This window comes from Pseudescherichia sp. (assembly GCF_032052675.1).
GTDB lineage: Bacteria > Pseudomonadota > Gammaproteobacteria > Enterobacterales > Enterobacteriaceae > Pseudescherichia.
In genome coordinates, this window is sequence record NZ_DAMBWA010000014.1 from 23,855 (window position 1) to 49,074 (window position 25,220).

The 25,220-nt window shown below is 55.9% G+C and carries 34 protein-coding genes and 1 pseudogene; 30 read left to right on the top strand and 5 right to left on the bottom strand.

Annotation, left to right across the window (positions count from 1 at the left end; genetic code table 11):
- Nucleotides 1-359: 359 nt before the first annotated feature.
- Both RTX96_RS16895 and RTX96_RS16900 read right to left on the bottom strand, forming a co-directional pair.
- On the bottom strand, nt 360-1,427 hold the full coding sequence (locus RTX96_RS16895; protein ID WP_312671621.1) for a phage portal protein: 1,068 nt from the start codon (nt 1,425-1,427) through the stop codon (nt 360-362).
- A complete protein-coding gene (locus tag RTX96_RS16900) occupies nt 1,427-3,193 on the bottom strand; it encodes a terminase ATPase subunit family protein (RefSeq protein WP_312671622.1) in 1,767 nt (588 codons plus the stop codon). Before RTX96_RS16900 ends, RTX96_RS16895 begins: the two co-directional genes overlap by 1 nt.
- A 145-nt stretch (nt 3,194-3,338) precedes the next feature.
- Here RTX96_RS16900 and RTX96_RS16905 point away from each other — a divergent pair, with 145 nt between their 5' ends.
- The 26 genes and pseudogenes from RTX96_RS16905 to RTX96_RS17030 all read left to right on the top strand — a co-directional run bounded on the left by RTX96_RS16905 (nt 3,339) and on the right by RTX96_RS17030 (nt 21,136).
- The gene (locus RTX96_RS16905) at nt 3,339-4,193 is read left to right on the top strand and encodes a GPO family capsid scaffolding protein (RefSeq protein WP_312671623.1); all 855 of its coding nucleotides are present in this window, start codon (nt 3,339-3,341) and stop codon (nt 4,191-4,193) included.
- A gap of 16 nt (nt 4,194-4,209) precedes the next feature.
- A complete protein-coding gene (locus RTX96_RS16910; RefSeq protein ID WP_312671624.1) occupies nt 4,210-5,391 on the top strand; it encodes a phage major capsid protein, P2 family in 1,182 nt (393 codons plus the stop codon).
- 2 nt (nt 5,392-5,393) lie between these two features.
- Complete coding sequence (gpM, locus tag RTX96_RS16915; protein WP_312671625.1) at nt 5,394-6,050, top strand: phage terminase small subunit; 657 nt, start codon at nt 5,394-5,396, stop codon at nt 6,048-6,050.
- Between the two features lie 100 nt (nt 6,051-6,150).
- A complete protein-coding gene (locus RTX96_RS16920) occupies nt 6,151-6,618 on the top strand; it encodes a head completion/stabilization protein (protein ID WP_312671647.1) in 468 nt (155 codons plus the stop codon).
- Nucleotides 6,618-6,821 (top strand): tail protein X, encoded by a 204-nt coding sequence (locus RTX96_RS16925; RefSeq protein WP_088475203.1) that lies wholly within the window; start codon nt 6,618-6,620, stop codon nt 6,819-6,821. The genes RTX96_RS16920 and RTX96_RS16925 overlap by 1 nt, the downstream gene beginning before the upstream one ends.
- A gap of 2 nt (nt 6,822-6,823) precedes the next feature.
- Nucleotides 6,824-7,039, top strand: coding sequence for an HP1 family phage holin (locus RTX96_RS16930; RefSeq protein ID WP_088475204.1), 216 nt, complete (start codon nt 6,824-6,826; stop codon nt 7,037-7,039).
- Nucleotides 7,020-7,535, top strand: coding sequence for a lysozyme (locus tag RTX96_RS16935; protein ID WP_312671626.1), 516 nt, complete (start codon nt 7,020-7,022; stop codon nt 7,533-7,535). Before RTX96_RS16930 ends, RTX96_RS16935 begins: the two co-directional genes overlap by 20 nt.
- Nucleotides 7,532-7,981, top strand: a complete 450-nt coding sequence (locus RTX96_RS16940) for a hypothetical protein (RefSeq protein ID WP_312671627.1) — start codon at nt 7,532-7,534, stop codon at nt 7,979-7,981. The genes RTX96_RS16935 and RTX96_RS16940 overlap by 4 nt, the downstream gene beginning before the upstream one ends.
- Nucleotides 7,966-8,394 (top strand): Rz-like lysis system protein LysB, encoded by a 429-nt coding sequence (lysB, locus tag RTX96_RS16945; protein WP_312671628.1) that lies wholly within the window; start codon nt 7,966-7,968, stop codon nt 8,392-8,394. Before RTX96_RS16940 ends, lysB begins: the two co-directional genes overlap by 16 nt.
- Complete coding sequence (lysC, locus tag RTX96_RS16950) at nt 8,285-8,524, top strand: Rz1-like lysis system protein LysC (RefSeq protein WP_312671629.1); 240 nt, start codon at nt 8,285-8,287, stop codon at nt 8,522-8,524. The genes lysB and lysC overlap by 110 nt, the downstream gene beginning before the upstream one ends.
- Nucleotides 8,487-8,924: a phage tail protein gene (locus RTX96_RS16955; protein WP_312671630.1), complete on the top strand. Its 438-nt coding sequence runs from the start codon at nt 8,487-8,489 to the stop codon at nt 8,922-8,924. The genes lysC and RTX96_RS16955 overlap by 38 nt, the downstream gene beginning before the upstream one ends.
- Nucleotides 8,917-9,363 carry a phage virion morphogenesis protein gene (locus tag RTX96_RS16960; RefSeq protein WP_312671631.1) on the top strand — a complete coding sequence of 149 codons (447 nt, stop codon included), beginning with the start codon at nt 8,917-8,919 and terminating at the stop codon, nt 9,361-9,363. The genes RTX96_RS16955 and RTX96_RS16960 overlap by 8 nt, the downstream gene beginning before the upstream one ends.
- A gap of 72 nt (nt 9,364-9,435) precedes the next feature.
- Nucleotides 9,436-10,023, top strand: coding sequence for a phage baseplate assembly protein V (locus tag RTX96_RS16965; RefSeq protein WP_312671632.1), 588 nt, complete (start codon nt 9,436-9,438; stop codon nt 10,021-10,023).
- Nucleotides 10,020-10,370 (top strand): GPW/gp25 family protein, encoded by a 351-nt coding sequence (locus RTX96_RS16970; RefSeq protein WP_312400624.1) that lies wholly within the window; start codon nt 10,020-10,022, stop codon nt 10,368-10,370. The genes RTX96_RS16965 and RTX96_RS16970 overlap by 4 nt, the downstream gene beginning before the upstream one ends.
- The gene (locus RTX96_RS16975) at nt 10,367-11,275 is read left to right on the top strand and encodes a baseplate assembly protein (protein WP_312671633.1); all 909 of its coding nucleotides are present in this window, start codon (nt 10,367-10,369) and stop codon (nt 11,273-11,275) included. The genes RTX96_RS16970 and RTX96_RS16975 overlap by 4 nt, the downstream gene beginning before the upstream one ends.
- Entirely contained in the window at nt 11,268-11,873 is a 606-nt protein-coding gene (locus tag RTX96_RS16980) for a phage tail protein I (protein ID WP_312671634.1), read from the top strand. The genes RTX96_RS16975 and RTX96_RS16980 overlap by 8 nt, the downstream gene beginning before the upstream one ends.
- Nucleotides 11,870-13,276, top strand: coding sequence for a phage tail protein (locus RTX96_RS16985; protein ID WP_312671635.1), 1,407 nt, complete (start codon nt 11,870-11,872; stop codon nt 13,274-13,276). The genes RTX96_RS16980 and RTX96_RS16985 overlap by 4 nt, the downstream gene beginning before the upstream one ends.
- On the top strand, nt 13,263-13,448 hold the full coding sequence (locus tag RTX96_RS16990; protein WP_312671636.1) for a hypothetical protein: 186 nt from the start codon (nt 13,263-13,265) through the stop codon (nt 13,446-13,448). Before RTX96_RS16985 ends, RTX96_RS16990 begins: the two co-directional genes overlap by 14 nt.
- 312 nt (nt 13,449-13,760) lie before the next feature.
- Nucleotides 13,761-14,936, top strand: coding sequence for a phage tail sheath protein (locus tag RTX96_RS16995; protein ID WP_312671637.1), 1,176 nt, complete (start codon nt 13,761-13,763; stop codon nt 14,934-14,936).
- Between the two features lie 9 nt (nt 14,937-14,945).
- Nucleotides 14,946-15,461, top strand: coding sequence for a phage major tail tube protein (locus RTX96_RS17000; protein WP_312671638.1), 516 nt, complete (start codon nt 14,946-14,948; stop codon nt 15,459-15,461).
- A 55-nt stretch (nt 15,462-15,516) separates the two neighbouring features.
- Entirely contained in the window at nt 15,517-15,855 is a 339-nt protein-coding gene (locus RTX96_RS17005) for a phage tail assembly protein (protein WP_103821774.1), read from the top strand.
- A gap of 14 nt (nt 15,856-15,869) precedes the next feature.
- Nucleotides 15,870-15,989 carry a GpE family phage tail protein gene (locus tag RTX96_RS17010; protein ID WP_103821773.1) on the top strand — a complete coding sequence of 40 codons (120 nt, stop codon included), beginning with the start codon at nt 15,870-15,872 and terminating at the stop codon, nt 15,987-15,989.
- A pseudogene (locus RTX96_RS17015) lies at nt 15,982-18,993 on the top strand (phage tail tape measure protein); the annotation flags it as partial. The gene RTX96_RS17010 and the pseudogene RTX96_RS17015, both read left to right, overlap by 8 nt.
- Nucleotides 18,994-19,280: 287 nt before the next feature.
- Nucleotides 19,281-19,745 carry a phage tail protein gene (locus RTX96_RS17020; RefSeq protein ID WP_088475222.1) on the top strand — a complete coding sequence of 155 codons (465 nt, stop codon included), beginning with the start codon at nt 19,281-19,283 and terminating at the stop codon, nt 19,743-19,745.
- Entirely contained in the window at nt 19,742-20,845 is a 1,104-nt protein-coding gene (locus RTX96_RS17025; RefSeq protein WP_312671640.1) for a phage late control D family protein, read from the top strand. The genes RTX96_RS17020 and RTX96_RS17025 overlap by 4 nt, the downstream gene beginning before the upstream one ends.
- Before the next feature lie 72 nt (nt 20,846-20,917).
- Nucleotides 20,918-21,136, top strand: a complete 219-nt coding sequence (locus tag RTX96_RS17030) for an ogr/Delta-like zinc finger family protein (protein WP_088475224.1) — start codon at nt 20,918-20,920, stop codon at nt 21,134-21,136.
- Nucleotides 21,137-21,404: 268 nt separating this feature from the next.
- On the opposite strand, the gene RTX96_RS17035 is transcribed toward RTX96_RS17030, so the two are convergent.
- The 3 genes from RTX96_RS17035 to RTX96_RS17045 are packed head-to-tail and all read right to left on the bottom strand — an operon-like array spanning nt 21,405 to nt 23,701.
- The gene (locus tag RTX96_RS17035) at nt 21,405-22,445 is read right to left on the bottom strand and encodes a site-specific integrase (RefSeq protein WP_312671611.1); all 1,041 of its coding nucleotides are present in this window, start codon (nt 22,443-22,445) and stop codon (nt 21,405-21,407) included.
- A 33-nt stretch (nt 22,446-22,478) separates the two neighbouring features.
- A complete protein-coding gene (locus tag RTX96_RS17040) occupies nt 22,479-22,877 on the bottom strand; it encodes a hypothetical protein (protein WP_312671612.1) in 399 nt (132 codons plus the stop codon).
- 11 nt (nt 22,878-22,888) lie between these two features.
- Nucleotides 22,889-23,701, bottom strand: coding sequence for a helix-turn-helix domain-containing protein (locus RTX96_RS17045; protein ID WP_312671613.1), 813 nt, complete (start codon nt 23,699-23,701; stop codon nt 22,889-22,891).
- 164 nt (nt 23,702-23,865) lie between these two features.
- On the opposite strand from RTX96_RS17045, the gene RTX96_RS17050 reads away from it, so the two are divergent.
- From RTX96_RS17050 to RTX96_RS17065, 4 genes are read left to right on the top strand one after another with little or no spacing between them, the layout of a single operon-like run.
- Complete coding sequence (locus RTX96_RS17050; protein ID WP_312671614.1) at nt 23,866-24,090, top strand: hypothetical protein; 225 nt, start codon at nt 23,866-23,868, stop codon at nt 24,088-24,090.
- 36 nt (nt 24,091-24,126) lie between these two features.
- Nucleotides 24,127-24,636, top strand: a complete 510-nt coding sequence (locus tag RTX96_RS17055) for a phage regulatory CII family protein (RefSeq protein WP_312671615.1) — start codon at nt 24,127-24,129, stop codon at nt 24,634-24,636.
- Nucleotides 24,637-24,643: 7 nt separating this feature from the next.
- Entirely contained in the window at nt 24,644-24,841 is a 198-nt protein-coding gene (locus RTX96_RS17060) for a phage filamentation protein Fil family protein (protein ID WP_312671616.1), read from the top strand.
- On the top strand, nt 24,838-25,209 hold the full coding sequence (locus RTX96_RS17065) for a hypothetical protein (protein WP_312671617.1): 372 nt from the start codon (nt 24,838-24,840) through the stop codon (nt 25,207-25,209). Before RTX96_RS17060 ends, RTX96_RS17065 begins: the two co-directional genes overlap by 4 nt.
- The last annotated feature ends 11 nt before the right edge of the window (nt 25,210-25,220 follow it).

The window sequence follows — 25,220 nt, forward strand, 5'->3', positions numbered from 1 at the left end:
TTAGAGGATCGTTTATGCCCCGGCCCGCCAGTTCTGACGGGCTTTTTCATATCTCATGCACCTGCATGAAAACTATTACATAAAGCGCGCAGGCGTGGCGGGGCTACGAGCGCGCGCTTTGAGGTTAAAGCGGGGTCAGAAGGCCATTTTTGACCCCGGCAGGCATGCCGGGAAGGGGGCAATTCGTGCGCGTGCGGGCCGCTGTGGGTTGCAGCGAAGCGAAGCGCTGCGGAGGAGATGCCAAAAATAGAGTCGCTCAGAGGGCCTTAGAAGCGTGCTGAGTGGGTCAGCACCTGAGGAGGCAGGTCGTTTAAGGATTGAAAGCCAAAAAAAACCGCCCTGACGGGCGGTCTGCTGGGTTAGCTGGCGCTGTCGTCTCCCAGGTCCAGGCTGTACGGTTCCCAGCGGATCACCTGCTCCCCGATCCAGTCGTTCAGCTCTTCCATGCGCTTCTGCAATGGCAGCAGCTCGTTACGAACAAAGACGCGGGCGGCCTTCTCCACATCACCAAACCCGCCGGTGTTAGTCGGAATAATACCCATCAGCTGCGGCGGCACACGATGGGCGGCCAGCATGTCATCGCGGCTTACGTTCTTGATGTTCAGAAACTCATCCTTTGCCGCAACTTCTGACAGCGGGATGATCTGAATGCCGTCTTTCTTCCCGTTCGGGCTGTACATAAACAGGTTGCGGAAGTTGCCCGGCCCTTTCGATTTTTTCAGCGCCTCGCGGATATTATCCACGTCCTGCTGGTTAGCCGCGGGATCTGACATGTACATGATAAAGCCCGCGTGGCTTCCGTTCAGGTAATATTTCCGGCGGAACATGGTCGCGGACTCGTTCAGCAGTGTGGACGGGATGGCGGACAGGTAATCCGGCAGGCCGTAAATCTCCTGGTTCAGATCAGCCTCCATCAGGTGAAAAACCCGGCCCGGCGCAAACTCATAGGGCTGCTTCTGGTAGCCGTACTGCACAAACCAGTAATGATCCGGGTCAATGCCGCGCCGGGTAAACTTGGCAAGCGAAGCCTCAAGCGTCAGCGTGTCGCCTAACCGGTTCACCCGCTTTTCAAGGTAGGCGTTACCAAAGACAAGAAAATCCTGGACGAAACGGCCAAATGCCTGCTTGGACAGCAGGCGGTGCGGCTTAAAAGTGCTGACCAGAATGTTACGTTTCACCTGTATTGCGCTGCTGTGATGGACTGCTGCGCGGTACGTTCGCGCCAGCCCGTCCAGGCTGATGGGCGGCTCGTACCACCTGTCGACCTGAACGCATTCCAGATAGTCCAGCAGTTCGCGGCGATCGAGCACTGGCACGGGGTCCCCGAATGAAAACGCCTCGGCATGAGCGCCGCCGGGCTGCTCGGTCATGGTCTGCGCGGCAGACTGGCGGTGCAGCTCCTGCGCGCGGGGCTTACGTTTACCCATCAGTAAATCTCCACAATAGTGCTGTTATTCGCCGTTGCGCCTTCCAGCGGTTCGTTAAAGAGTGCGTGCATGGTTGCCCAGGCCAGGTCTGCATGGCTGGCTTCCTCGCTGCGGCTGGCCTCATACGTTGGCCGGTTTCCGCTGGCCGTGGTGCTTTTGCGGATCGCCATGAATGACTGGGCTACGTCGGTCATGCCCGCGTCAAACTCCAGACGGCGACTCGCGATGATGTCGTAGGCTTTGAGCACCAGGGCATTCTTGACGTTGGGGTTGTAGACAAACTCACGGACACCGGGATAGAACGCCTTCACGTTCTCATAGACGCCGTGGCCCACGCCGGTCGAGTCGATGCCGATATAGGTCACGTTAAACTGCAGGGTAAGCTGCCGGATGGCTTCTGCCTGGGCGCGGAAGTCCATCCCGCGCCACTGGTAGCGCTGCAGGATGCGGAACTTGCCGCCCGGCACCAGAGGGGGCGCGATCACCACGCACCCGGCGCTGTCGCCGTTCGTTGTCCCTTTCGCCGGGTCATAGCCGATCCATACCGGGCGGTTAGCGAATGGGCGAATCATCAGCGGCTCAAAGTCGTCCCAGACTTCCCAGCTGTCCACCATGCAGCCCTGCATAAGGGCCAGATTGAATACAGACGCCAGATCGTCCATAAACACGCACATCAGCAGGTTCTGGTAATCTTCCGGGCTGTAGCGCTGGCGCAGCTGCTCCAGGTCGAAAAGGTCACAGCCACCGCGCACCGCATCTTCCACGGTGATGATCTGGCGATACTGGCCGTCAGCACAGAGTGCGCCCCGCGCCAGATGGCTGTGGGAGAGGTCGATCTCTATCCTGTCGTGCTTTGTCCGGCCCTTGTTAAACTGTGCACCGGACCAGAACGGATAGGCGCTGTGCGTCAGGCTGGACGGCGTGGAGAAGTAGGTTTCACGCCATTTTTTATGCAGCGCCATACCGGACGCCACTTTCTGCAGCTCCTGGAATTTTGGTATCCAGAAATATTCGTCCAGATAGAGGTTTCCGTGATAGCTCTGCGCGGTCCGGGCGTTGGTTCCGAGGAAATACAGCGTCGCCCCGTTCGGCAGTACCATCGGATCGCCGCGCAGCTCTACATCTACCTCTTTCGCAAACTCAACAATGTACTGCTTGAAAACGTGAGCCTGGGCTTTACTCGCTGAGAGGAAAATCTGGTTGCGGCCGGTGATGAGCGCATCAATCAGTGCCTCACGGGCAAAAAAGAACGTCGCCCCGATCTGGCGTGATTTCAGCAGGTTCCTGACGGCGTATTTATTCCCGGCTTCCCACCACTGGCGCTGGTAGTCGAACATGGTGGAGTGGAAAATTTCTTCCAGCTTCTCGATCTGGTTATCGCTGAAAACATTTTTCTCTGGCGGCCTGCGCGGGCCTTTGTTGCGGTTGGCTACCTTAGGATTGAGGTCGGCTTCGTTACCGCCGTCGTTAAATTTCCCGATCCGGGCGTGGCGTTCTGCCTGACGGGCCAGCAGGTCAATTTCCTTAAAATCTCGCCCCTCCTTTGCGGGCTTCATGATGAGCTGGCAATAGCGCGCCGCCGTGGTCAGCTGCATCTGATCCAAGGGGCCGATTTCGCTCCACTTGTCGCGCTTTTTCCAGCTGTGAACGGTTGCGGGTTTCTCTCCCAGCATTTCAGCAATGCGGGCGATGCGTATACCGCTGAAATACAGAAACATCGCCTGTTTTCGCGGGTCGAGGTCCGGGTTAATCGTCGTCATGTTCATGGCGTCAGACTACGGCCCCGCGTTCACCTGCGCCGCTTCGCCCTGTTGTGCCATTTTTCCCACAATGGCCGCGCGTTGTTTCTCCCTCCCCTGAAACGCAAACATAAAGCCTCTCGACACGTCCAGAACAACCGGAGCCGGACAGATGGCAAAAAAATCAAAGCGTTTTCGTATTGGGGTGGAAGGTGCCACCACTGACGGGCGCACCATTGATCGCGTATGGCTGACCCAGATGGCAGCGAATTACAGCCAGCAGGTCTACACCGCTGTAGTCAATATGGAGCACATCAAGGGCTATACGCCTGACAGCGCTTTCCGCCGTTTCGGCATCGTGGAAGCGCTGGAAGCGGAGGAAATTAGTGAAGGTCCGCTGAAAGGCAAGATGGCGTTATACGCCTGGATTGTCCCGACCGACGAGCTGGTTTCCATGACCGCGAAGCTGCAGAAACTCTTCACCTCAATGGAGGTAAACCCGAAATTTTCCGACACCGGGGAAGCCTATCTGGTCGGCCTGGCTGTCACTGACGATCCGGCCAGCCTGGGCACGGAAATGCTGCAGTTCAGCGCCAGCGCTGAGGCTAATCCGCTGGCGCGTCGCAAACAGGATCGCGACAACCTTTTCACCGCTGCCGAAGAAACTCTCTTCGAATTTGAAGACCTGCCGGAAGAAAAGCCGAGCTTTTTCGCCAGCATCAAGGCGCTGCTTTCCCGTAAATCCGCTGACGACGCCGCCCGTTTTGCTGATGTGCATCAGGCCGTTGAAGAGGTCGCGGGAGCGCACCAGTCGCTGTCTGAATCTGTCGCTGAGTTCGGACAAAGCCTCGGCGATCTGAAACGTGATTTTTCACAGCGCCTTGATGGCATGCAGCAAAAGCTGTCCACGGCAGAAACGGAGCTTTCTACCCTGCGCGAGAAGTTATCCGAGGAAGACAGCCGCAGCGATCGCCGTCCGTTCTCTTCCGGCGGTAACGGCAGTTCAGAACAATTAACCACCTGCTGACGGAGCACAAAACCCGATGAAAAAGAAAACCCGCTTTGCCTTTAACGCTTACCTGCAGCAGCTGGCGAAGCTTAACGGAATCGACGTAGGCGATATTGGCTCTAAGTACACCGCTGAGCCATCGATCGCGCAGACGCTGGAAACTAAAATCCAGGAGTCGTCCGCGTTCCTGACGCGTATCAATATCGTGCCGGTGGATGAGCAGTCCGGTGAGCGTCTGGGTCTGGGCATCGGCTCGACGGTGGCCGGAACCACGGACACTACCAAAAAAGAGCGCGAGCCGACCGATCCGACCTATATCGACGGCGAAGGCTACAAGTGCACCCAGACTAACTTTGATACCGCTCTGGGCTATGAAAAGCTGGACCTGTGGGCGAAGTTTGAAGACTTCCAGATCCGCATCCGTGACGCGATTATCAAGCGTCAGGCGCTTGACCGCATCATGATCGGCTTTAACGGTGAGCGCCGGGAAAAGACCTCTGATCGCCTGACCTATCCACTCTTGCAGGACGTGAATATCGGCTGGCTGGAGAAAATCCGCCGTGAAGCGCCGGTGCGCGTACTGAACCGGATTGTGGGCAGCGATGGCACCGTTATTTCTCAGACGGTGCGTATCGGCAAGGGCGGCGATTTTAAAAATCTCGACGCACTGGTTATGGGCGCGGTCAGCGAGAAAATCGAGCCGTGGTACCAGGACGATACTGAGCTGGTCGTTATCTGTGGCCGTTCGCTGATGGCCGATAAATATTTCCCTATCGTCAACCGTGACCAGCCTAACAGCGAGGCGCTGGCCGCCGATCTGATTATCAGCCAGAAGCGTATCGGCGGCCTGCCCGCTGTGCAGGCTCCTTTCTTCCCGGCTAACGCCATCCTGATCACCCGTCTGGATAACCTGTCGATTTACTGGCAGGACGGCACCCGCCGCCGCGCGGTTATCGATAATCCGAAGCGCGATCGCATTGAAAACTTCGAATCTGTCAACGAGGCGTACGTGATTGAGGATTACGACTGCGTGGCGCTGATTGAAAACATCGAGGTGCTGGAAAACGAAGACGCACCGGCGCAGCAGACTGCAGCGGCGGATATGTCAGATGAGCAACTTGCGCGCATCGTGGCAATGGCGGCGACCGTCGTGCAGAGCATGAACGCATCGACAGCACCGCAGGCGGCTGAGGATCCGGCAGGCGGCGGGGCATAACCATGAACCCATTCCGCGCACATACGCGCTTTGTCCAGGCACAGGAGGCCGCCCGTCCGGGCGGCAGTGCTGCCGGGGCCAGCGGCTATGAAAAAATGCTGATGCAGCTCGGCGAGCACATGCGCCGCCTGAAAACGGTGCAGGGAACGGAACGCAAGATTGCCCTGAAACGTGAGTTTCTGCCTGTCTATGACGCCTGGATTGCCGGGGTGCTGGCGGCGGACTCTGCACGGCAGGACGATGTGGCGATGTTCGTTCTGATCTGGCGCATCGATACCGGTAATTACACCGGTGCGATGGAGATTGCCCGCCACGCCCTGCGGCATGGCTGGGTACTGCCGCAGCGATTCAACCGCACCACGGCGACTGCCATTGCAGAAGAGTTTGCCGATGCCGCTATGCGGGCGTTTGCAGGAGGTGAAACGTTCAGCGCTGCCCTGTTGACGCAGGCGCTGGAGCTGGTTGAGCCGCACGACATGCCGGATCAGTCCCGCGCCCGGATTTACAAGGCGCTGGGGTTTGCCCTGCGTGACAACGATCAGGCCGTCGCGGCGCTGAATCACCTTAAGCGTGCCCTGCAGCTGGATATGAACTGCGGCGTGAAAACAGAAATTAAGCAGCTGGAAGCCCGGCTGAAAAAAGCCGTCAACGGCGGCTAACCGAACGTGCCCACGCGCGGGGCGGCACGGGGTGGCGACAGGCTATAGGCCGCATCAAAACCCCGTCCACCGCCCACCCATCAGGGAGTAGTGAATGAACATGAAATTTGTTTCGCCGGAGCCGGTGAAAGAAAGCGCGCAGGACATTATCCAGAACACCTTTTTTTGGCCCGATCTCGATCTGGCAGAGTGCCGTCGTGAAATGCGCCTAGACGGAACGGTAACAACGGAGCGGCTGAGGCAGCAGGCACTGACCGCCGTTTCTGAGGTAAACGCGGAGCTGTTCAGTTTTCGCCAGAAACAAATGGACCGGGGCTGTGCTGTCCTGGCTGATGTTCCGGCGGAAAAAATCGATGGTGAAAGCGAGCGCGTGCAGCTGTACCGCCGCGCTGTCTGGTGCTGGACAAAGGCGCTGACGGTTGAGAAGTACCGGGATTTTGACAGCACGGCGGAAGGGAACAAAAAGGCGGACGAAATGGAAAGCGGCCTGGGTGAGTTGTGGCGCGATGCACGCTGGGCGATCGCCCGTCTGCAGGACCTGCCACACATGACGGTGGAGCTGATCTGATGAAAGTCCGGGCGCAGCAGTATGACACGGTAGACGCGATTTGCTGGCGTCACTACGGGCGTACGCTGGGTATGACAGAAGCGGTGCTGGCCGCCAATCCGGGGCTGGCCGCTGTTGGCCCCGTTCTGCCGCACGGTTTAGAGGTGGAGCTGCCTGAGCTGGTCAGCAGCCCCACGGCGCAGACCGTGCAGCTCTGGGAGTGAATATGACTATCGAACGGGTAACAGCGGCCATGACCTACTGGATAGCGGTTTTCCTCGCCTGGCTGGGTAACTGGGATATCCAGGACGTGGGAACCGTATTCGGAATGGTGCTGGGTACGGCGGCGCTGGGGATCACATGGTATTACCGGCGCAAGGCGTTTCAGTTGCTTGAGGCCGGAAAAATCAGCCGGGAGGCTTATGAGCGCGTCAATCGTTAAGCGTTGCCTGATTGGTGTGGTGCTGGCGATCGCTGCCACGCTGCCACAGTTTGAGCTGCTGAAAACCTCCCCGCAGGGTCTGCAGCTGATTGCAGATTATGAGGGCTGTCGCCTGACGCCGTACCAGTGCGACGCCGGGGTGTGGACTAACGGGATCGGGCATACCGCCGGAGTGGTGCCAGGCAAAACCATCAACGAGCACCAGGCGGCCAGCAACCTGATCGGCGATGTGCTCAACGTTGAGCGCAGGCTGGCAGTCTGTGTGCCGGTAGCCATGCCGCAGCAGGTTTATGACAGCCTTGTGAGCCTGGCGTTTAACGTCGGTACGGGTGCGGTGTGTAAATCAACAATGGCGGCGTTCATTAGGCGCGGTCAATGGCTGCAGGCGTGCAATCAGCTTCCACGCTGGGTGTACGTCAGCGGAATAAAAAACAGCGGGCTGGAAAACCGCCGCGCGCGGGAACTGGCATGGTGCGTAAAAGGGGTGACACTGTGAAAACCAAACTGATTGCATGGGTGGTTCATGTTCTGTTTCTGGGAGCACTGGCATGGGGGCTTTTTCAACCGGAGAGCGTGGTAATGAGTGCGGCGGCCTGCTTCGTTTACTTACGGTCGCTTGCCTCCGCCGGTCTGCTGATGCTTGGCCTTTTCGGCTATGTCATTTATGCGTTCTGTGAGCGCGACGTGGTCAGGCCAGGCAGCGAATCAATGCCGCCAATCCTCTGCAAAATGTTCGGACTGGATAAGCCGTCGTCGGGCTGGGCGGAGGTAAGGTGGGTTAACAATCTTGTGTTTGTAGTCGCGGCCCTGCTCCAATCCGGCTGGTTTGCAACCGCAGTCGTTTACCTGATTAGCGTGGTCCTGGTCAGCTGTATGCGCTGGATGCTGGCTGAGCTGCTGAAAGACTGGCGTGAAGGTGCGCAACCATGCCCCGCAGCGTAACGATCACCGGTGTGTTGTTACTGGCCCTGACGCTTTGGCTGGGCTGGCAGTTACGGGAGGCCCGGCGGGATATCAGCGACAGGGATCGTGATATTGCCGGGCTAAATGTGGATCTGGGCCGCGCCCGTAGCCAGCTGGCTGCGGTTGACCTGATGGCCAGGGCAAACGACAGCTTTCAGCTGGCCTATCAGCAGGAACAGGATGCAATCACTCTCGCTGCAGTGGCGCGGGCTGAACAGATTAAGAGGCTGACCAATGAAAACCCTGACGTTAAAAAGTGGGCTGACACTCCTTTGCCTGCTGATGTTATCCGGCTGCAACAGCGCCCGGCAATTACCGGAGCGGCCGGTTATCGCGCTTTCCTGTCCGAAGGTGACGCGCTGCCAGCTGCCAGCGAGCGGGCCGACCAATAACGGCGAGCTGCTTGCCGCTAAAGAGGCGGCGGAAACGGGCTGGGCGCAGTGTGCGGCCAGGGTGGATATGATTGTTGACTGTCAGGAAAACCATGAACAAACCCTCATCCCTGCGATCGGCGCTGAATAGCATCCCTTACCTGAGTGCTAACCCGGACGCGCTGCATCTGTTCGTTGACGACGGAAAGGTTGTGAGCACAGGCGTGCCGGGGCTTGGCTGGGAGTATCAGTACACACTGAATATGGTCGTTACTGATTTCAGTGGCGATCAGAACCTGCTGACGGCGGTGGTGCTGCAGTGGCTGACGGAAAACCAGCCGGACGCCCTGCATAACCCGGAGCTGCGCGAACGGCTGTTTCGTTTTGAGGTGGAAATACTGAAAAACGATCTGGTTGATATCAGCATTTATCTGGCTCTGACGGAGCGTGTGCTGGTTACGGTCCGTGATGGTGTGGCAACGGTGGAGGCAGTGGCGGAGCCGGACGGCCCTGCCAGCCACGATGAGCACTGGTTAGCGCATCATGGCTGAGCTGAAACAGATGGATGACTGGCTGAACGCACTGATTAGCCAGCTGGGAACGGCGCAGCGGCGAAAGCTGATGCGTGATGTGGCCGTGCAGCTGCGACAGCAGCAGCAGCAAAATATAAAGCTGCAGCGCAACCCGGACGGCAGCGCCTACGAACCCCGGAAAGCGAAAGGCCGGGCGAAGTCGGGCCGCATCCGTCGGCAGATGTTCAGCAAGCTGCGGACAGCCCGCTACCTCAAAACCCGGACCACAAACGACGCTGCAGAGGTGGCCTTTGAAGGCAGGGTGCAGCGTATAGCCCGCGTCCATCACTATGGCCTGCGCGATCGTGTCAGGAAGTACGGGCCCGAAGTTACCTATGCCCGCCGTGAACTGCTCGGCATAACCGACGCATCTGAAGAGATGGTGCGCGATCTCATCATGGAACACCTGTCCCGCTGACGGCACATTGTCTGGCGCATCGCACAACGCCCGCGACTCATCACCCGGCGGCAAAAATGGAAAACTGACCCCATGAAAAATCCCGAATTTAACCTTGCTGAGCTGTACCGCCTGCTGCTGAACCTGGTCAGAACCGGGGTGGTGATCGAGGTGGACGCTGAAAACTGGCAGTGCCGCGTGCAGACCGGCGAACTGCAGACGACGTGGCTTAACTGGCTGACGATGCGCGCTGGCCGGTCCAGAACATGGTGGCGGCCGTCCGTGGGTGAGCAGGTTGTTTTGCTGTCCATCGGCGGCGATCTCACCACGGCGTTTGTGTTACCGGCGATTTACTCAAACGACAACCCGCCGCCCTCTGTATCAGAGGATGCACAGGTAACGACGTTCCCGGACGGCGGCTGGATTGAGTACGAGCCGGAAACCGGGCGCTACCTGCTAAAAGCCGGGGCAAAGATTGTTTTAGAAGCACCGGAAAGCATCCAGGTAAAAACGGGTGAGTTTGTCGTTGAAGCCGCCCGGACGAGTATCAACAGCGAGGTCGTGATCAACGGTGAGGTTACGCAGTCCGGCGGGGCGATGAGTTCAAACGGCGTTGTAGTGCACAGCCACAAACACAACGGCGTTCAGAGTGGCGGCAGTTTAACGGGAGGGCCAGCTTGATGATGTATCTGGGTATGAACGCGCAGACAGGCGGCGCGCTGACGGACGTTGAGCACATCCGTCAGTCTGTGCGCGATATTCTGGTGACGCCGGTTGGTTCGCGTCTGGCGCGCCGGGAATATGGCTCGCTGATGGCTGAACTGATAGACCAGCCGCAGAACGCCGTTACCCGGCTGCAGGTTATGGCGGCAACATACAGCGCCCTGTGCCGCTGGGAACCGCGTATCAGGCTGACGGGCGTGACTACGGAAACGAGCATGGACGGCAAAATGGTTGTTAACCTGACGGGCTACCGTGCAGATAACGCCCCTCTCAGCCTCTCGGTAGACGTGGGGGCTGTCGTATGAGTTCCGTCGATCTCTCCCAGCTTCCCGCCCCGGAAATTGTTGATGTGCCGGATTTTGAAACCCTGCTGGCCGTGCGTAAGGCGGCGTTTATCGCCCTTTATCCGGCTGACGAACAGGACGCCGTGCGGCGCACGCTGGCGCTGGAGTCCGATCCGGTGGTGAAGCTGCTGCAGGAAAATACCTACCGGGAAATTCTCTTACGCCAGCGCATCAACGAGGCCGCCCAGGCTGTCATGGTGGCCTATGCGCTTGGCAGCGATCTGGATCAGCTGGCAGCTAACTATGGCGTCGGGCGTATGGTCGTCACGCCTGCAGATGATAACGCCGTGCCGCCGGTTGCGGCGGCGATGGAAACCGACGACGAGTTACGGCTGCGTGTACCGCAGGCATTTGAGGGCCTGTCCGTGGCCGGACCTACAGCGGCTTATGAGTTTCATGCGCGCAGCGCAGACGGGCGAGTTGCTGATGTGTCGGCAACCAGCCCCACCCCTGCAACGGTGGTTATCACTGTGCTGAGCCGCGACGGGAACGGCGCTGCACCTGCCGATCTGCTGGCCGTCGTGGATGCGGCGCTGAACGATGAAAGTATTCGACCCGTGGCGGACCGCGTGACGGTGCAGAGTGCGGCGATCGTGCCCTATGAGATTAACGCCACGCTGTATTTCTATCCCGGACCAGAAGCGGAGCCAATTCTTGCGGCCGCGCGCGCGCGGCTTGAAAAGTATATCGCCAGCCAGACACGGCTGGGCCGTGATATCCGGCGCAGCGCTATCTTTGCTGCCCTGCACGTCGAGGGTGTACAGCGCGTGGAGCTGGCAAGCCCGGCGCAGGATGTGGTGCTGGATAAAACGCAGGCCGCATGGTGCGAAAGCTGGTCTGTGCTGAAAGGTGGTACGGATGAATAGCCTGTTACCGCCGGGGTCGTCCGCGCTGGAGCGCCGCCTTGCCGCCGCGTGCAGTGATATCACCGGGCTGAATGTGCCGCTGCGTGACCTGTGGAACCCTGCCACGTGCCCGGTAAAGTTTCTGCCTTATCTGGCCTGGGCGTTCTCTGTTGACCGCTGGGACGAAAGCTGGGTGGAGGACGTGAAAAGGCAGGTAGTCCGGGATGCATTTTTTATTCATCAGCATAAAGGAACTATCAGCGCTGTGCGCCGGGCTGTGCAACCGTTCGGTTTCCTGATCCGTGTTATCGAATGGTGGAAAACCGGAGAGGCGCCGGGCACGTTCCGGCTGGATATTGGCGTGCAGGACCAGGGCATAACGGAAGAAACCTATCTGGAGCTGGAGCGGCTGATTAGTGATGCCAAACCGTGCAGTCGTCATCTGGTGGGGATGTCCATAAACCTTCAGACCAGCGGTGATCTTTGGGTGGGCGCTGCCACCTATACGGGCGAAGAAATCACGGTTTATCCGTACATCAACGAAACCATTATTTCCGGCGGTACCGCCTATGAGGGCGGTGCGGTCCATGTTATTGATACTGTGAGAGTGAATTCATGAGCGCAAAATTTTATACCCTGCTGACGGAGATCGGCGCGGCGAAACTGGCAAGCGCCGCCGCGCTCGGTGTCCCGCTGAAAATTACTAAGATGGCGGTGGGAGATGGCGGCGGCGTGCTGCCGACCCCGGACGCAAAACAAACGGTCCTGGTTAATGAAAAACGCCGCGCTGACCTCAACATGTTGTATATCGACCCGCAGAACAGCAGTCAGATTATTGCTGAGCAGGTGATCCCCGAAACGGAGGGCGGGTGGTGGATTCGAGAGGTTGGGCTTTTCGATGACACCGGTGCGCTGATTGCCCTCGGTAACTGCCCGGAGAGTTACAAGCCGCAGCTGGCTGAGGGAAGCGGCCGCACACAGACGGTGCGCATGGTGCTTATCACAAGTAGCACTGAAAACGTCACCCTGAAAATTGATCCGGCAGTAGTGCTGGCAACCCGCAAATATGTGGATGACAAGGTGCTGGAGCTAAAGGTGTATGTAGATGACCTGATGGCAAAACACCTTGCTGCAGTGGACCCTCACACTCAGTATGCGCCAAAAGAAAGCCCTACGCTGACCGGCACGCCGAAAGCGCCAACTGCAGCGGCAGGAAATAACTCAACCCAGATTGCTAATACGGCCTTTGTGCAGGCGCTGGTAACGGCGTTAAACAATGCGCTGGCGCTTAAGGCCCCTCTGGCAAGTCCTGGCCTGACCGGAACGCCAACAGCACCGACAGCTGTGCAAACTGCCAATAATACCCAGATTGCTACCACGGCGTTTGTAAAATCAGCTATTGCTGCACTGGTCGCATCATCTCCGGCGGCACTGGATACCCTCAGCGAGCTGGCGGCGGCCCTGGGTAACGATCCAAATTTCTCTACCACCGTACTGAATGCGCTGGCTGGTAAACAGGCAGCAGACGCAACACTGACCGCGCTGGCTGGCTTGCTAACGGGCGCTAATAAGCTTCCGTATTTTACTGGTGTGGACACTGTAGCCCAGACCGATTTAACCCAGACAGGCAGGGATATCATCGGCAAGGGCGGCATTGCTGACGTTCTCGAATACCTTGGTTTAGGAGGAGCTAAATTTGTAACGAGTCGAGGCAGGAACGCAAACGGTGTATGGGTGATATGGTCTGATGGTGCCATTGAGATGATGGGATCTGGTGTAGCCATAGATAATGGCTTAGCCACAGTTAATTACCCCATAGAGTTACCTGATTTGACGCGTTATATCAGCATCGCTGAGCGCCTTTCTGGGGATCCTGGTGCTACGGTCAATCTTGCTCATACATCTATGGTCATTGATCCATTAACAACAAAAGCTGGCTTCAAAGCCCGTTGCACTATGTCCGCAACGGGTAGTCCATCAAATTCAGGTTTCTCCTGGAGAGTTTATTATGCGCCTGTTTAATCCGATAACGTTGACCGAAGTTATTCCAGGCTTTCATGACATCACTGATGCAACTGAACTGCCGGATGATAACTGGTTTTTCAAAACAACTGAAATACCTGCAGGAAAAATGCTCGCCGCCAATGAGAAAGGCGAGCCTGTTTTGATTGATGTTACTGTAAGGGAGAAATAGGCCTGTCGATATCTGGCGCTCTGGAAGTACTTACAGCCTCCAGGGCATTGGATAGTGGCTGGCCTGCGCAACCAGAATCATGATGATCGCCCCGCAATGCGGGGCTTTTTTCTGTCTTCTGGTAACGGCACGCACGGTTAATTCTGACCGTGCCGGCCATCAACCGTAGCACGGTCAGAAGTGACAATACCCGATACAATCTTTACGCGTTTTTCCTCCTGCTGTTGTGCGAAACACCATACAACCCCCCCCGACTGACCTGACGGCGCGATGCCTGCAACATGGTCCTGACCCATTCTCTGGAGAAACTTTATGGCTCAGGATTCATATCATCACGGCGTCCGCGTGCAGGAGATTAACGAAGGCACGCGCACGATCAGCACTGTCAGCACGGCTATTGTCGGGATGGTCTGTACAGCAGACGACGCTGACCCCGCCGCGTTTCCGCTGAATAAGCCCGTTCTGTTAACTGACGTACTGACGGCCAGCGGCAAGGCAGGCGAAAGCGGCACGCTGGCCCGCGCGCTGGACGCTATCGGCGATCAGTCAAAGCCGGTAACGGTCGTTGTCCGCGTCCCCCAGGGCGAAACAGAAGCGGAAACCACCTCTAACATTATCGGCGGCGTGACCGCAGAGGGCCGCCGTACTGGCATGAAAGCCCTGTTGGCTGCACAAAGCCAGCTTGGCGTTAAGCCCCGCATTCTCGGCGTGCCGGGCCATGACACTAAAGCGGTCGCCACGGAGCTGCTGAGCGTGGCGCAGTCCCTGCGCGGCTTTGCCTACCTCACTGCATACGGCTGCAAAACCATCGAAGAGGCGATTGCCTATCGCGCCAATTTCAGCCAGCGCGAGGGAATGCTGATCTGGCCTGATTTTGTCAGCTGGGACACCACCACGAACGCAGAGGCGACGGCATACGCCACCGCCCGCGCCCTCGGCCTGCGCGCCAAAATCGACAACGATACGGGCTGGCACAAATCCCTGTCTAACGTTGGCGTAAATGGCGTGACGGGTATTTCTGCGGACGTGTTCTGGGATCTGCAGGACCCGGCAACCGATGCGGGCCTGCTGAACCAGAACGATATCACCACGCTGATCCGCCGTGATGGTTTCCGCTTCTGGGGTTCCCGCTGTCTGAGCGACGATCCGCTTTTCGCGTTTGAGAACTACACCCGCACCGCCCAGGTGCTGATGGACACAATGGCAGAAGGCCAGATGTGGGCGGTAGATAAGCCGCTGACCCCTTCACTGGCCCGCGACATTATCGAAGGTATCCGCGCCAAAATTCGCAACCTGGTGAATCAGGGTTATCTGCTCGGCGGCGATTGCTGGCTGGATGATTCGGTGAACGATAAAGACACCCTCAAGGCCGGTCAGCTGATGCTGGACTATGACTACACGCCAGTCCCGCCGCTGGAAAACCTGATGCTGCGCCAGCGCATCACCGATCGTTATCTGATGGACTTTTCAAGCCAGGTAAAAGGCTAAGGGGAAAAAATGGCACTGCCACGCAAACTTAAATACCTGAACCTGTTTAACGACGGGGAAAACTACATGGGTCTTGTGGAGTCCCTGACCCTGCCGAAATTCACGCAGAAGTTTGAAAAATACCGTGGCGGCGGTATGCCGGGCGCGGTGGATGTCAACATGGGCCTGGACGATGGCGCGCTTGATACTGAGTTTGAGATCGGGGGCACTGAGGCCCTGCTCTTTAAACAGCTGAAAGCAACCACTGTCGACGGCGTGCAGCTGCGCTTCGCAGAGTCCATCCAGCGCGATGATACCGGTGAAGTGCAGGCGGTGGAGCTGGTTGTACGTGGCCGCCACAAGGAGCTGGATTCCGGCACGCATAAGCAGGGCGACAGCAGCACCACAAAAGTCAGCAGCACCAACAGTTACGCAAAGCTGAGTATCAATGGCGAGGTCATCTATGAAGTGGACCTGGTGAACATGGTGCACATCGTGGACGGCGTGGATCTGATGGAAGCGCACCGCGCCGCCATCGGCCTGTAATGTATGGCGCGGGTAGCCGCGCCTTCTCTTAACTCTTTTTTAACGCGGACTCATCATGAAAAACGAAAAAAACGAACTGCCAGAAAACGCACAGCCTGAAATTAAAAACGAAGCCACCGTAACGCTGGATGCGCCGGTTGTGCGCGGCAAGTCGGAAATTACAGAAATCGTTGTGCGTAAACCTAATTCCGGGGCGCTGCGTGGCGCACGTCTGCAGGCGCTGATGGATATGGATGTGGATTCGATGATGCTGGTACTCCCCCGCGTCACCACCCCGGCGCTGACCCGTGCAGAGGTAATGATGCTGGAGCCGGGCGATCTGCTGCAGCTGTCGCTGGAGCTGGTCAGTTTTTTGTTGCCGAAGTCGGCGATGTCAGCTTTCCCGCAGAGCTGACCATAGAGGACCTGGTGGCGGATATCGCCACCGTGTTTCACTGGCCGCCCTCCGCCACGGCTGATATGACGCTGACGGAACTTCTGGAGTGGCGGCACAAAGCCATTTTGAGAAGCGGGGCATCAGATGAGTGATCGTAACCTGCGCCTGCAGGTTGTTTTAAACGCGGTGGACAAGCTCACCCGTCCTTTCAAACAGGCGCGCGCCAGCACTCAGGAGCTGGCCGCCGCCGTCAAAAAATCCCGCGACGCCCTCAAACAAATTAACCAGACCAGCTCGCAGCTGGACGGATACCGCAAGCTGCAGGCAGAGAGCCAGAAGCTGGGCGATCGGCTGAGCTATGCCCGTCAGCGCGCCAGCATGCTGAGCAATGAGCTGGGCCAGATGGGGCCGCCGTCACAGCGGCAGATTGTGGCGCTTGAACGCCAGCGGCTGGCAGTACAGCGGCTTGAAGAGCGCCACGGCAGGCTGCAGCAAAAAGCCGGGCAGGTTCGCGCAGAACTGTACCGGGTCGGGATATCTGCTAACGACGGGGCCAGCGCCACGGCACGCATTACCCGCGAAACCGAAAAATATAACCGCCAGCTGGCTGATCAGGAAGCCCGGCTGCGGCGCGTTGGTGAGCAGCAGCGGAAAATGAACGCTGTCCGCGAGCAGTACGGCAAAACGCTGGAAGTGCGCGACAGGGTGGCAGGTGCAGGTGCTGCAATGACTGCTGCCGGGGTTGGCATGGGTGCGCCGGTTGTGGCGGCGGTTAAGAGCTATGCCAGCCTGGAAGACGCCATGAAAGGCGTGGCAAAACAGGTGAACGGACTGCGGGACGATAACGGAAACCGCACCGCACAATTTTACGAACTGCAGGCAGCCATTAAAACGGCCAGTGAACAGCTACCGCTGCAGAACGGTGCCGTCGATTATGCCGCCCTGGTTGAAGGCGGCGCACGTATGGGGGTGGGAGAAAACGCCAAAACGTGGGCGGAGCTGAAAAAGGAGCTGCTTGATTTTGCATCTGTGTCTGCAAAAGCGGCAACCGCTTTTGAGCTGCCCGCCGATCAGCTGGCTGAGGATTTAGGGAAAATTGCCGGGCTGTATAAGGTCCCGACCAGCGAGATAGAGCGCCTGGGCGATGTGATCAACTACCTCGACGATAACGCGAAATCGAAAGGCGCGGACATTATCAACGTGATGCAGCGTATGGGTGGCGTTGCCGATAAGCTCGACTTCCGCAAAGCGGCAGCGCTGGGTTCAACGTTCCTGACCCTGGGCGCAGCGCCGGAGGTGGCCGCGACCGCATCAAATGCGATGGTGCGTGAGCTGGCGATTGCCAGCATGCAGAGCGATCGCTTTATGGATGGCATGGATGCGCTGAAATTAAAGCCTGCGCAGCTTGAAAAGGACATGGCAAAAGACTCTATGGGAACCATTCTCAGGGTGCTGGAAATGGTAAACCGTCTGCCAAAATATAAGCAAATGAACGTCCTGACCCAGCTATTTGGCAAGGAGTACGGGGGCGCAGCAGGAAAGCTGGCTAACAATATGGGGGAGCTGTATCGCCAGTTAGGTCTGGTTAAGGGAGCTGCATCAGCCGGATCCATGCAGAAAGAATCCGATATCAATAAAGACTCGCTTTCAGCGCAATGGATGCTGACTAAGGCGGGGATGCAGAACGTGATGAGCGGGCTTGGGGAAACCCTGCGCACGCCTTTGCTTGAAATCATGGCCTCTGTGCGCCAGGTAACTGGCGTAGTGCGCCGCTGGGTGGAACAAAACCCGGAGCTGGCTGGAGCACTGATAAAGGTAGCCGCCGCAGTAGCTGCGGTGACGGTGGTAATGGGTACGCTGATGGTCGCCGTGGCGGCAATTATTGGGCCGCTTGCCGTGGTCCGTCTCAGCATGAGCATGCTGGGAATTCGTATTCTGCCGGGTGTGCTCAGCTCTGCGCAGGGGCTGGGGAACGGTCTGCTTTGGCTGGCTAAATCCCCTCTCACGCTGCTATCAGGCGGATTTGCGCGTAACGCCAGCGCATCACGTGCGCTGTCAGGTCCGCTCTCATCGCTGGGATCGTCTCTGTCCATCTTGGGGGGCGCTGCATCCCGCGTAGTTTCCGGCCCGCTGGCGCTGCTGCGTGCTGGGGTGTGGGCCATGCTCAATCCGCTGGCCGCCGGTCGGGCTGCGTTAACCGGGCTGGGCCGCTCTCTGCTATGGCTGGTCACGTCTCCGCTGGCGCTGCTTCGTACCGGATTAATGTTTATTTCCGGTGCGCTGACCGTGCTGTTAAGTCCGATCGGTCTGGTTGTTGCGGCGCTGGCCGGGGTGGCGCTGGTTGTCTGGAAATACTGGGAGCCGATAAAGGCGTTTCTGGGTGGCGTGGTTGAAGGCTTTAAGGCTGCAGCCGCACCGATTAGTGAAGCCTTTGAGCCGCTGCGGCCAATGTTCCAGTGGATAGGCGATAAGGTGCAGGCGCTGTGGGGATGGTTCACTGACCTTCTGACGCCGGTTAAATCAACATCACAGGAGCTGCAAAGCGCGGCGGGTATGGGGCGGCAGTTTGGTGAGGCGTTGGCTGGCGGTCTGAATATGGTTATGCACCCACTGGAAACGCTGAAATCCGGCGTTTCATGGTTACTGGAAAAGCTGGGGATCGTCAGCAAAGAGGCGGCAAAAGCGAAGTTGCCTGAGCAGATTACCCGGCAGCAGCCAGCCACGGTAAGCAGTGATGGCCGGGTTAATCTTCCCGCCGGAGGTTCACCGTATGCCGGTTACGGAATGCCTGGGTTTGCAGGCTTCCATGATAATGGTGGCATGATCCCTCGCGGTCAGTGGGGCGTGGTGGGTGAGAATGGCCCGGAGATCGTAAACGGTCCCGCCAGAATAACCAGCCGCCGCCGTACTGCTGCACTTGCTGCTGCAGCTGCCTTTGCATTTAGCGGCGCAGCACAACCCGCTGCGGCGGCCATGACGCCATTTATTGAAACACCTGTCAGTGAATATCGCGTTCAGCCCCCTCCGCGTGCCGTTGAGCTGGCAGGCGTAACGGCCTCTACACGGAGAGCATTGCCGCAGCCAGCAGAGCTATTAACACGTTACGCGCCTGAACTACCGGAGCAGGATGCAGCGCCCCGGCGGGCTGAATCACTGACTAATGCGGCGTCACTGGCATTCGGTAATCTTTCCCGTGTGCAGGAGCCGAAGCCGCTGCACCCGTTAAGCCTGCCAGCAGTGGAATACCGGGAGGAAATACCGCGCCGTGTGTCTGCGCCTGTGGTCACTCAGCCCGTCAGTATTCACGCGCCCATCAGCATTTACGCCCAGCCAGGGCAAAGCGCAACCGACATAGCCCGCGAGGTGGCGCGGCAACTTGATGAGCGGGAACGCCGGGCCGGTGCGCGCACGCGGAGTAATTTTTCAGACAGGGGAGACTTCGAATGATGATGGTGCTGGGGTTATTCGTTTTCACACTGAAAACAATCCCGTATCAGGAACTGCAGCTGCAGCGCCAGTGGCGGCATGCCAGTAATAGCCGGGTGAAAGCCCGGCCAGTGCTGCAGTTTGTTGGGCCCGATACGGACACTATCACGCTGAACGGCACACTAATGCCCGCCATCACTGGCGGCAATCTCTCGATGCTGACGCTGGACCAGATGGCGGAGACGGGCAAAGCCTGGCCTCTGATTGAGGGCAGCGGCACGATTTACGGCATGTTTGTTATAGAAAGTATCAGCCAGACTAAACGCGAATTTTTCAGTGATGGCGCAGCGCGACAGATTGAATTCACGATCACCCTGAAAAGGGTGGATGAGTCGCTGAATGAAATGCTGGGCGATCTTTCGGGTCAGCTAACCCAGCTTAAGGATTCTGCAATTTCGATGGCCGGGGGGTTATTGTCATGACGGGTTATTCCTGGATGGAAGGGGCCGGACTGATACCGGCTTTCCGCGTCACGCTCGAAAGTGAGGACATAACAACCACGATTGAATCGCGGCTGATATCACTGACGCACACGGACAATCGGGGGTTTGAGGCTGACCAGTTGGATCTGGAACTGGATGATGCTGACGGAAAGTTAATGATGCCACGCCGTGGTGCGGTGCTGTCACTGGCAATCGGCTGGCAGGGCGAACCGCTCTATGTAAAGGGGCAATTTACGGTAGACGAAATCGAGCACTCAGGTGCGCCGGACAGGTTAACTATCCGCGCACGTTCGGCTGACTTTCGCAACACGCTGAACATCAAGCGGGAAAAGTCATGGCATAACACCACTGTGGGGGTGGTCGTCAGCGAGATGGCCGCCAGGCACAAGCTGCAGCAGGCAATTGGCGACGATATGGCAAAGCAGCCGGTGGACCATATCGATCAGACCAATGAGTCAGACGGGTCGTTTCTGATGAGGCTGGCCCGCCAGTATGGCGCTATTGCGTCAGTAAAAAACGGCAACCTCATGTTTATTCGCCAGGGGCAGGGCGTGACGGCCAGCGGTAAGCCGCTGCCTGTTATGACTATCACCCGTTCAAGCGGTGACGGCCACCGGTTCAGCATGGCCGATCGCGGAGCCTATACGGGCGTGGTTGCCAGCTGGCTGCATACCAAAGAACCAAAGAAAAAGCAGGAGGTAAAAGTCAAACGCCGCCGCCGTCGTAAAGCTGCCGCCAGGCCTACTAAGGCCCCGGAGCCTAAACAGGGTGAATATCTGATCGGGACCGATGAGAACGTAAAGGTTCTGAGCCGTACCTATGCCAACAAAGCCAATGCCGAACGGGCCACCAAAATGACATGGGAGCGAATACAGCGCGGGGCGGCAACGTTTTCTATCAACCTGGCTAAGGGGCGCGGCGATCTGTTCCCGGAACTGCCGGTAAGGGTCAGCGGATTTAAGAGGCCGATAGACGAGGCAGAATGGACGATCACAACCGTTACCAACACTATCGGGGAGAGCGGCTTCACAACATCGCTGGAGCTGGAAGTAAAAATCGCAGATCTGGATATGGAATAGCGAGGCGGCAGTTTAAAAATGAAACAAAAAAGGTTAACATATCTTGCAAATTTAAGATGAGGCCTAAAGAAAATGATGAATTGTCCGCTATGCGGTAATGCTGCCCATACACGAAGCTCGTTCCAGGTCTCAAAAACAACGAAGGAGCGTTACAACCAGTGCCAGAATATTGAGTGCAGTCATACGTTCGTGACGCATGAAACTTTTGTCAGATCGATAACGTGTCCCGGTAAGGTTATCGCCGCCCCGCCCCATCCTGCGAAAGGCGGACAAAGCCACATGAATTTTTGAATCAGCCCACCTTATGGTGGGCTTTTTTGTGGGCAAATATGGGCACTGTCCATTATTTGGTGGGCATTTGGTGGACACAAGGCCAAAAAAAAGGGGCTGGAAAATTCCAACCCCTTGTTTCTACAAGACTAATTCGGATGTCGCGACAGCGAACCTTAGTTAAGACGCTTTTAATAGACCTTATTGATACCAAAGGAAAAATTAAATAAAACAGTAAGTTAAATGTATCCTAAGTGCAGCGAAGGGCAATCGCAAACATCCCGGATGGTCATAAGGTGGACATCATGGCCTTAGGTTCTGCAATAGGGTTGAGTACGGCCGCTTCTTCCAGATGGTCTGGAGCAAAATGCGCATATCTCATTGTTTCCCGAATGTTTGAATGTCCTAATATCTTTTGTAAAACAAGAATGTTTCCGCCGTTCATCATAAAGTGAGCGGCAAAGGTATGCCGCAAGACATGGGTCTTTTGCCCCTCGGTCAGAACTATATCCGTCAGCGCGAGCATCTTCTTGAACTCTTGATAGCAAGGCTTGAACATGGGTCCCTGCCGTGAAGATAGTTCGTCATAAAGCCATTTCGGTATGGGAACGGTTCGATTCTTCTTGCCTTTGGTTTTTGTGAAGGTCAACTTGTAAGGTGAAAGTTGCCAGCGTGAGAGCCGTTCAGCTTCACTCCATCGCGCCCCGGTCGCTAAGCATACTTTCACAATAGTAGTCAGGTTGTCCTTTCCGTACTGCTCGCAGGCCTTGAACAACTGGACAATCTGCGGAGGCGTTAGCCAGGACATTTCTTTTTCTGCTTCTGCGAAAACCCTTATCCCTTCCAACGGATTGGGAAGAGTCCATTCTCCCAGCCGTTTCAGCTCGTTAAAAACAGCCATCAAATATTGCTGCTCTCGGTTGACTGTAATGGGCTTTACTATCCAATCCGCCGGGTCCTTATGGAAACCGTTGTCAATCTCGCCCCTAAGTCGGCGATCACGATAATGCGCCCAATCTTTAGCAGTCAGCTGGGCGGCTATTGGATTGCCCAGGCCGTTACATACAATTTGCAGTTTAGCCAGTCGCGTCTTGCTTGCTACCAATGCCTGTCCATGCAGGTTATGCCAAAGCTCTATAATCTCACTTAAGCGCCTGCGATCTTCTTTTTCACCCATCCAGGGCTTATTCTGAGCTTCATCACGATAATATTGTTCATACGAAACAGCCTCGCCTTTTGTGGCGAATTTTTTTCTAATGCGGCGGCTGTCTTTTCCATCAACACGGAAATCGGCAAGCCATTCTCCAGAAGGAAGTTTCTTTGCTGTCATATCGCGGCATCTCTAAAAATAATCAAAAAAACATCAGGGGTATTTTTTCATCCGTTCCTTGAAAAATTCATTTGCATTAGTTCCTTCCGAGTACCCGTATTCATCACAAGACTTTGCATCAATATCAAATGTATACCCTTGCATTTGCCAATGATTAAGAATCCTGATACTTTTCAGCGTATCATCCGGCCATTTAGAATCCTCACTAAACCGGGAAGAGCAAACGCTTTCAGCCGCAGTTAGGGCCATAAGGTCGCCTAAATCCTCATCCTGGTAAATGACGGTTAAAATCTGATTATCCAACTTTATTGTTTCTATCCTTAGACCTGACAAAGCATCAAGAATAGGCTGTGGGATTTGCCTAGAAAAAGATGAAAATGAAGTAATTAATAAAAAACTTAAAGAGAAAGCCTTCGCTATGTTAATAAGCATAAGTATTCCTTTTAAACATTTTTTTCAATTGAAAATATAACCTGTCCAATGCAAACAACGTCATCGGCATTGCATGCGAAGCTTGCGCCTGAGTTAATTAATTTAACTTGTATTTTATTAGAGGGAATGCGGATAACATCATATACATCATGAATACCATCAATACTAAGCATCCAACGTCCATTAGAGACATCGCGCTTATTTTCATCAATGAGCCAATCGAATGTTTGGCCTTTGATGTAGGCAGGCTTACTTGTTTGCTTAGGTATGAAATCCTTGTCTACTGCCCGCACACCATTTTCTTCTAACTTCCCGGACGACAAAGTGAAGCACGGGATGGCAACAGTAGAATTGGCAGTTTCAACTACCTCAAATTTATTGCCTTTACCAGTCGCCAACCAGCTTAACGAAACGCCAGTATCTAATGCGCACGCAACCACTACGTCGCCGGGAAAATGATTGCGACGAACCCAGGTGCTCATGGTCCCTGAAGAAAGCCCCAGCAACTCACCTAGCTGCTTTTGCATTGTGAAGCCATATGCAAGCATCAGCCTTTGCAGCAGAGCCTGTCCGCCACTCTTTAAGATCTCGTTATAGATGGACTGCTCGCCTGTGAACTTTGCAATTCCAGCCCCCTCATTACTCGCATTTGCAAGCTCACCACTCAGAAGCCAGTCAACATCTTTACCTGTCGAATTGGCGCATTCGTACACATATCTAAAAGGAATGCTATCTCTGGAGAGCCAGTTACTCATTGTTGAGATTGGTATTTTCGTAAGATTTGAGAGCTCAGTGTTACTGGTTACGCCATAGGCCAGCTTCATTCGGTTAAGTATTTCCTTCGGGGTTCCCTTCTCATGTCCCATTTATTTTCACCCTTCCTGCTCTTTTGGGGTTGACCTTACCCACATGAGCAATTAATCTTGCCCATGAATCAACAAATGCACGCCAATGCATCAAAACAACAACTAACCGGAGATAATCACCCATGACTCCACAAATTGCAATCCCGTCAGGCCCCGATCTGATGACGTACGAAGAGTTTGCAGTACAGTACGGCTATTGCGTCCGCACCGTAAAACAAATGGTTGAAGACGGCGATCTTATCCTCATGCCTCGCAAAAAGCCTGGCGGTGCAGCTCGTATCAATATGGTCGCGTTTCGCGCTCGTCTATTGGCTCAGGGGTTGAACTGCAAATACGTTGCTGCATGAGCAACTTGATTATGCAAGTTGAAAAGGACTTATTGCATGTTAGATTTTCGCGTTTCGTCACATACACATTTTGATGATGCTTGCAGAAAGTTCGCTGCAACACACAACGTTAAAGAGCTAGCTGTAAAGGCGGGCATCAAGCCGCACACGCTTTATAACAAACTTAACCCTGAGCAACCGCACCAGTTAACGCCACGTGAAATATGGGCGCTGACTGATCTGACTGAGGACTCAACTCTTGTTGATGGGTTTTTGGCTCAGATTCATTGTCTGCCTTGTGTACCGGTGAACGAGCTGGCACCCGAGAAAATGCAAATTTATGTCATGCGTGCGATGGGTGAACTCGGCGAACTGGCAACCGGTGCCATATCAACGGAACGGCTGACGCCAGCCCGTAAGCACGGAATGATCGAGTGCGTTAATTCTGGCATCAGAATGCTGACGTTAACGGCCATCGCACTGCAAGCACGCGTCCAGGGCAACCCGGCCGTAGCCAGCGCTGTAGATACTGTCAGCGGTATCGGCGCAACCTTCGGGCTGATGTGAGGTGAGCATGAAACATGAACCCTCGTTCGCATCGCTGCTTGTTCGTCAAAGTCCGTCCATGAGCTACGGCCACGGCTGGATCATGGTAAGCGATCGTAAGCGCTGGAATCCCAGCCGCGACCAGTCGGCATTATTAAGTGAACTGCACACTGTGCGCCCCGCGTCGTTTAAGCGTCGGGTTAAAGCTTTTTTGAGGTTGATATGATTAACAACATGTCCGCACCAATCAACGCGGGTGCGATGCCATTTAATAATGCTGGTTGTGCTGATGAGCAGCCGGTGAAGATGTCCGGCGAGGAGTGTTTCGCCCGGTTTCATCAAAAACTAAAAGCAACGCAGAACGGCGCGCTGCGTAATTTCAACAAGCTGAATGATGATTTCAAATTCGTTGTCATGACGCTTGCGAACCGCAACGAGCCAGGCGCATTTAAAAGCGATGAGGTCGGCAGGCCGTTTGAATATTTCGACCAGTCCCGCCGGTTGTTACTGATTAAAGCGATGAATGATATAGCTCGCTGGGGCGAAATTTTACCCCGTCGTTTCTCGCCGCATGAGAGCGTACTACCTGAGTAATTAACCCCAAG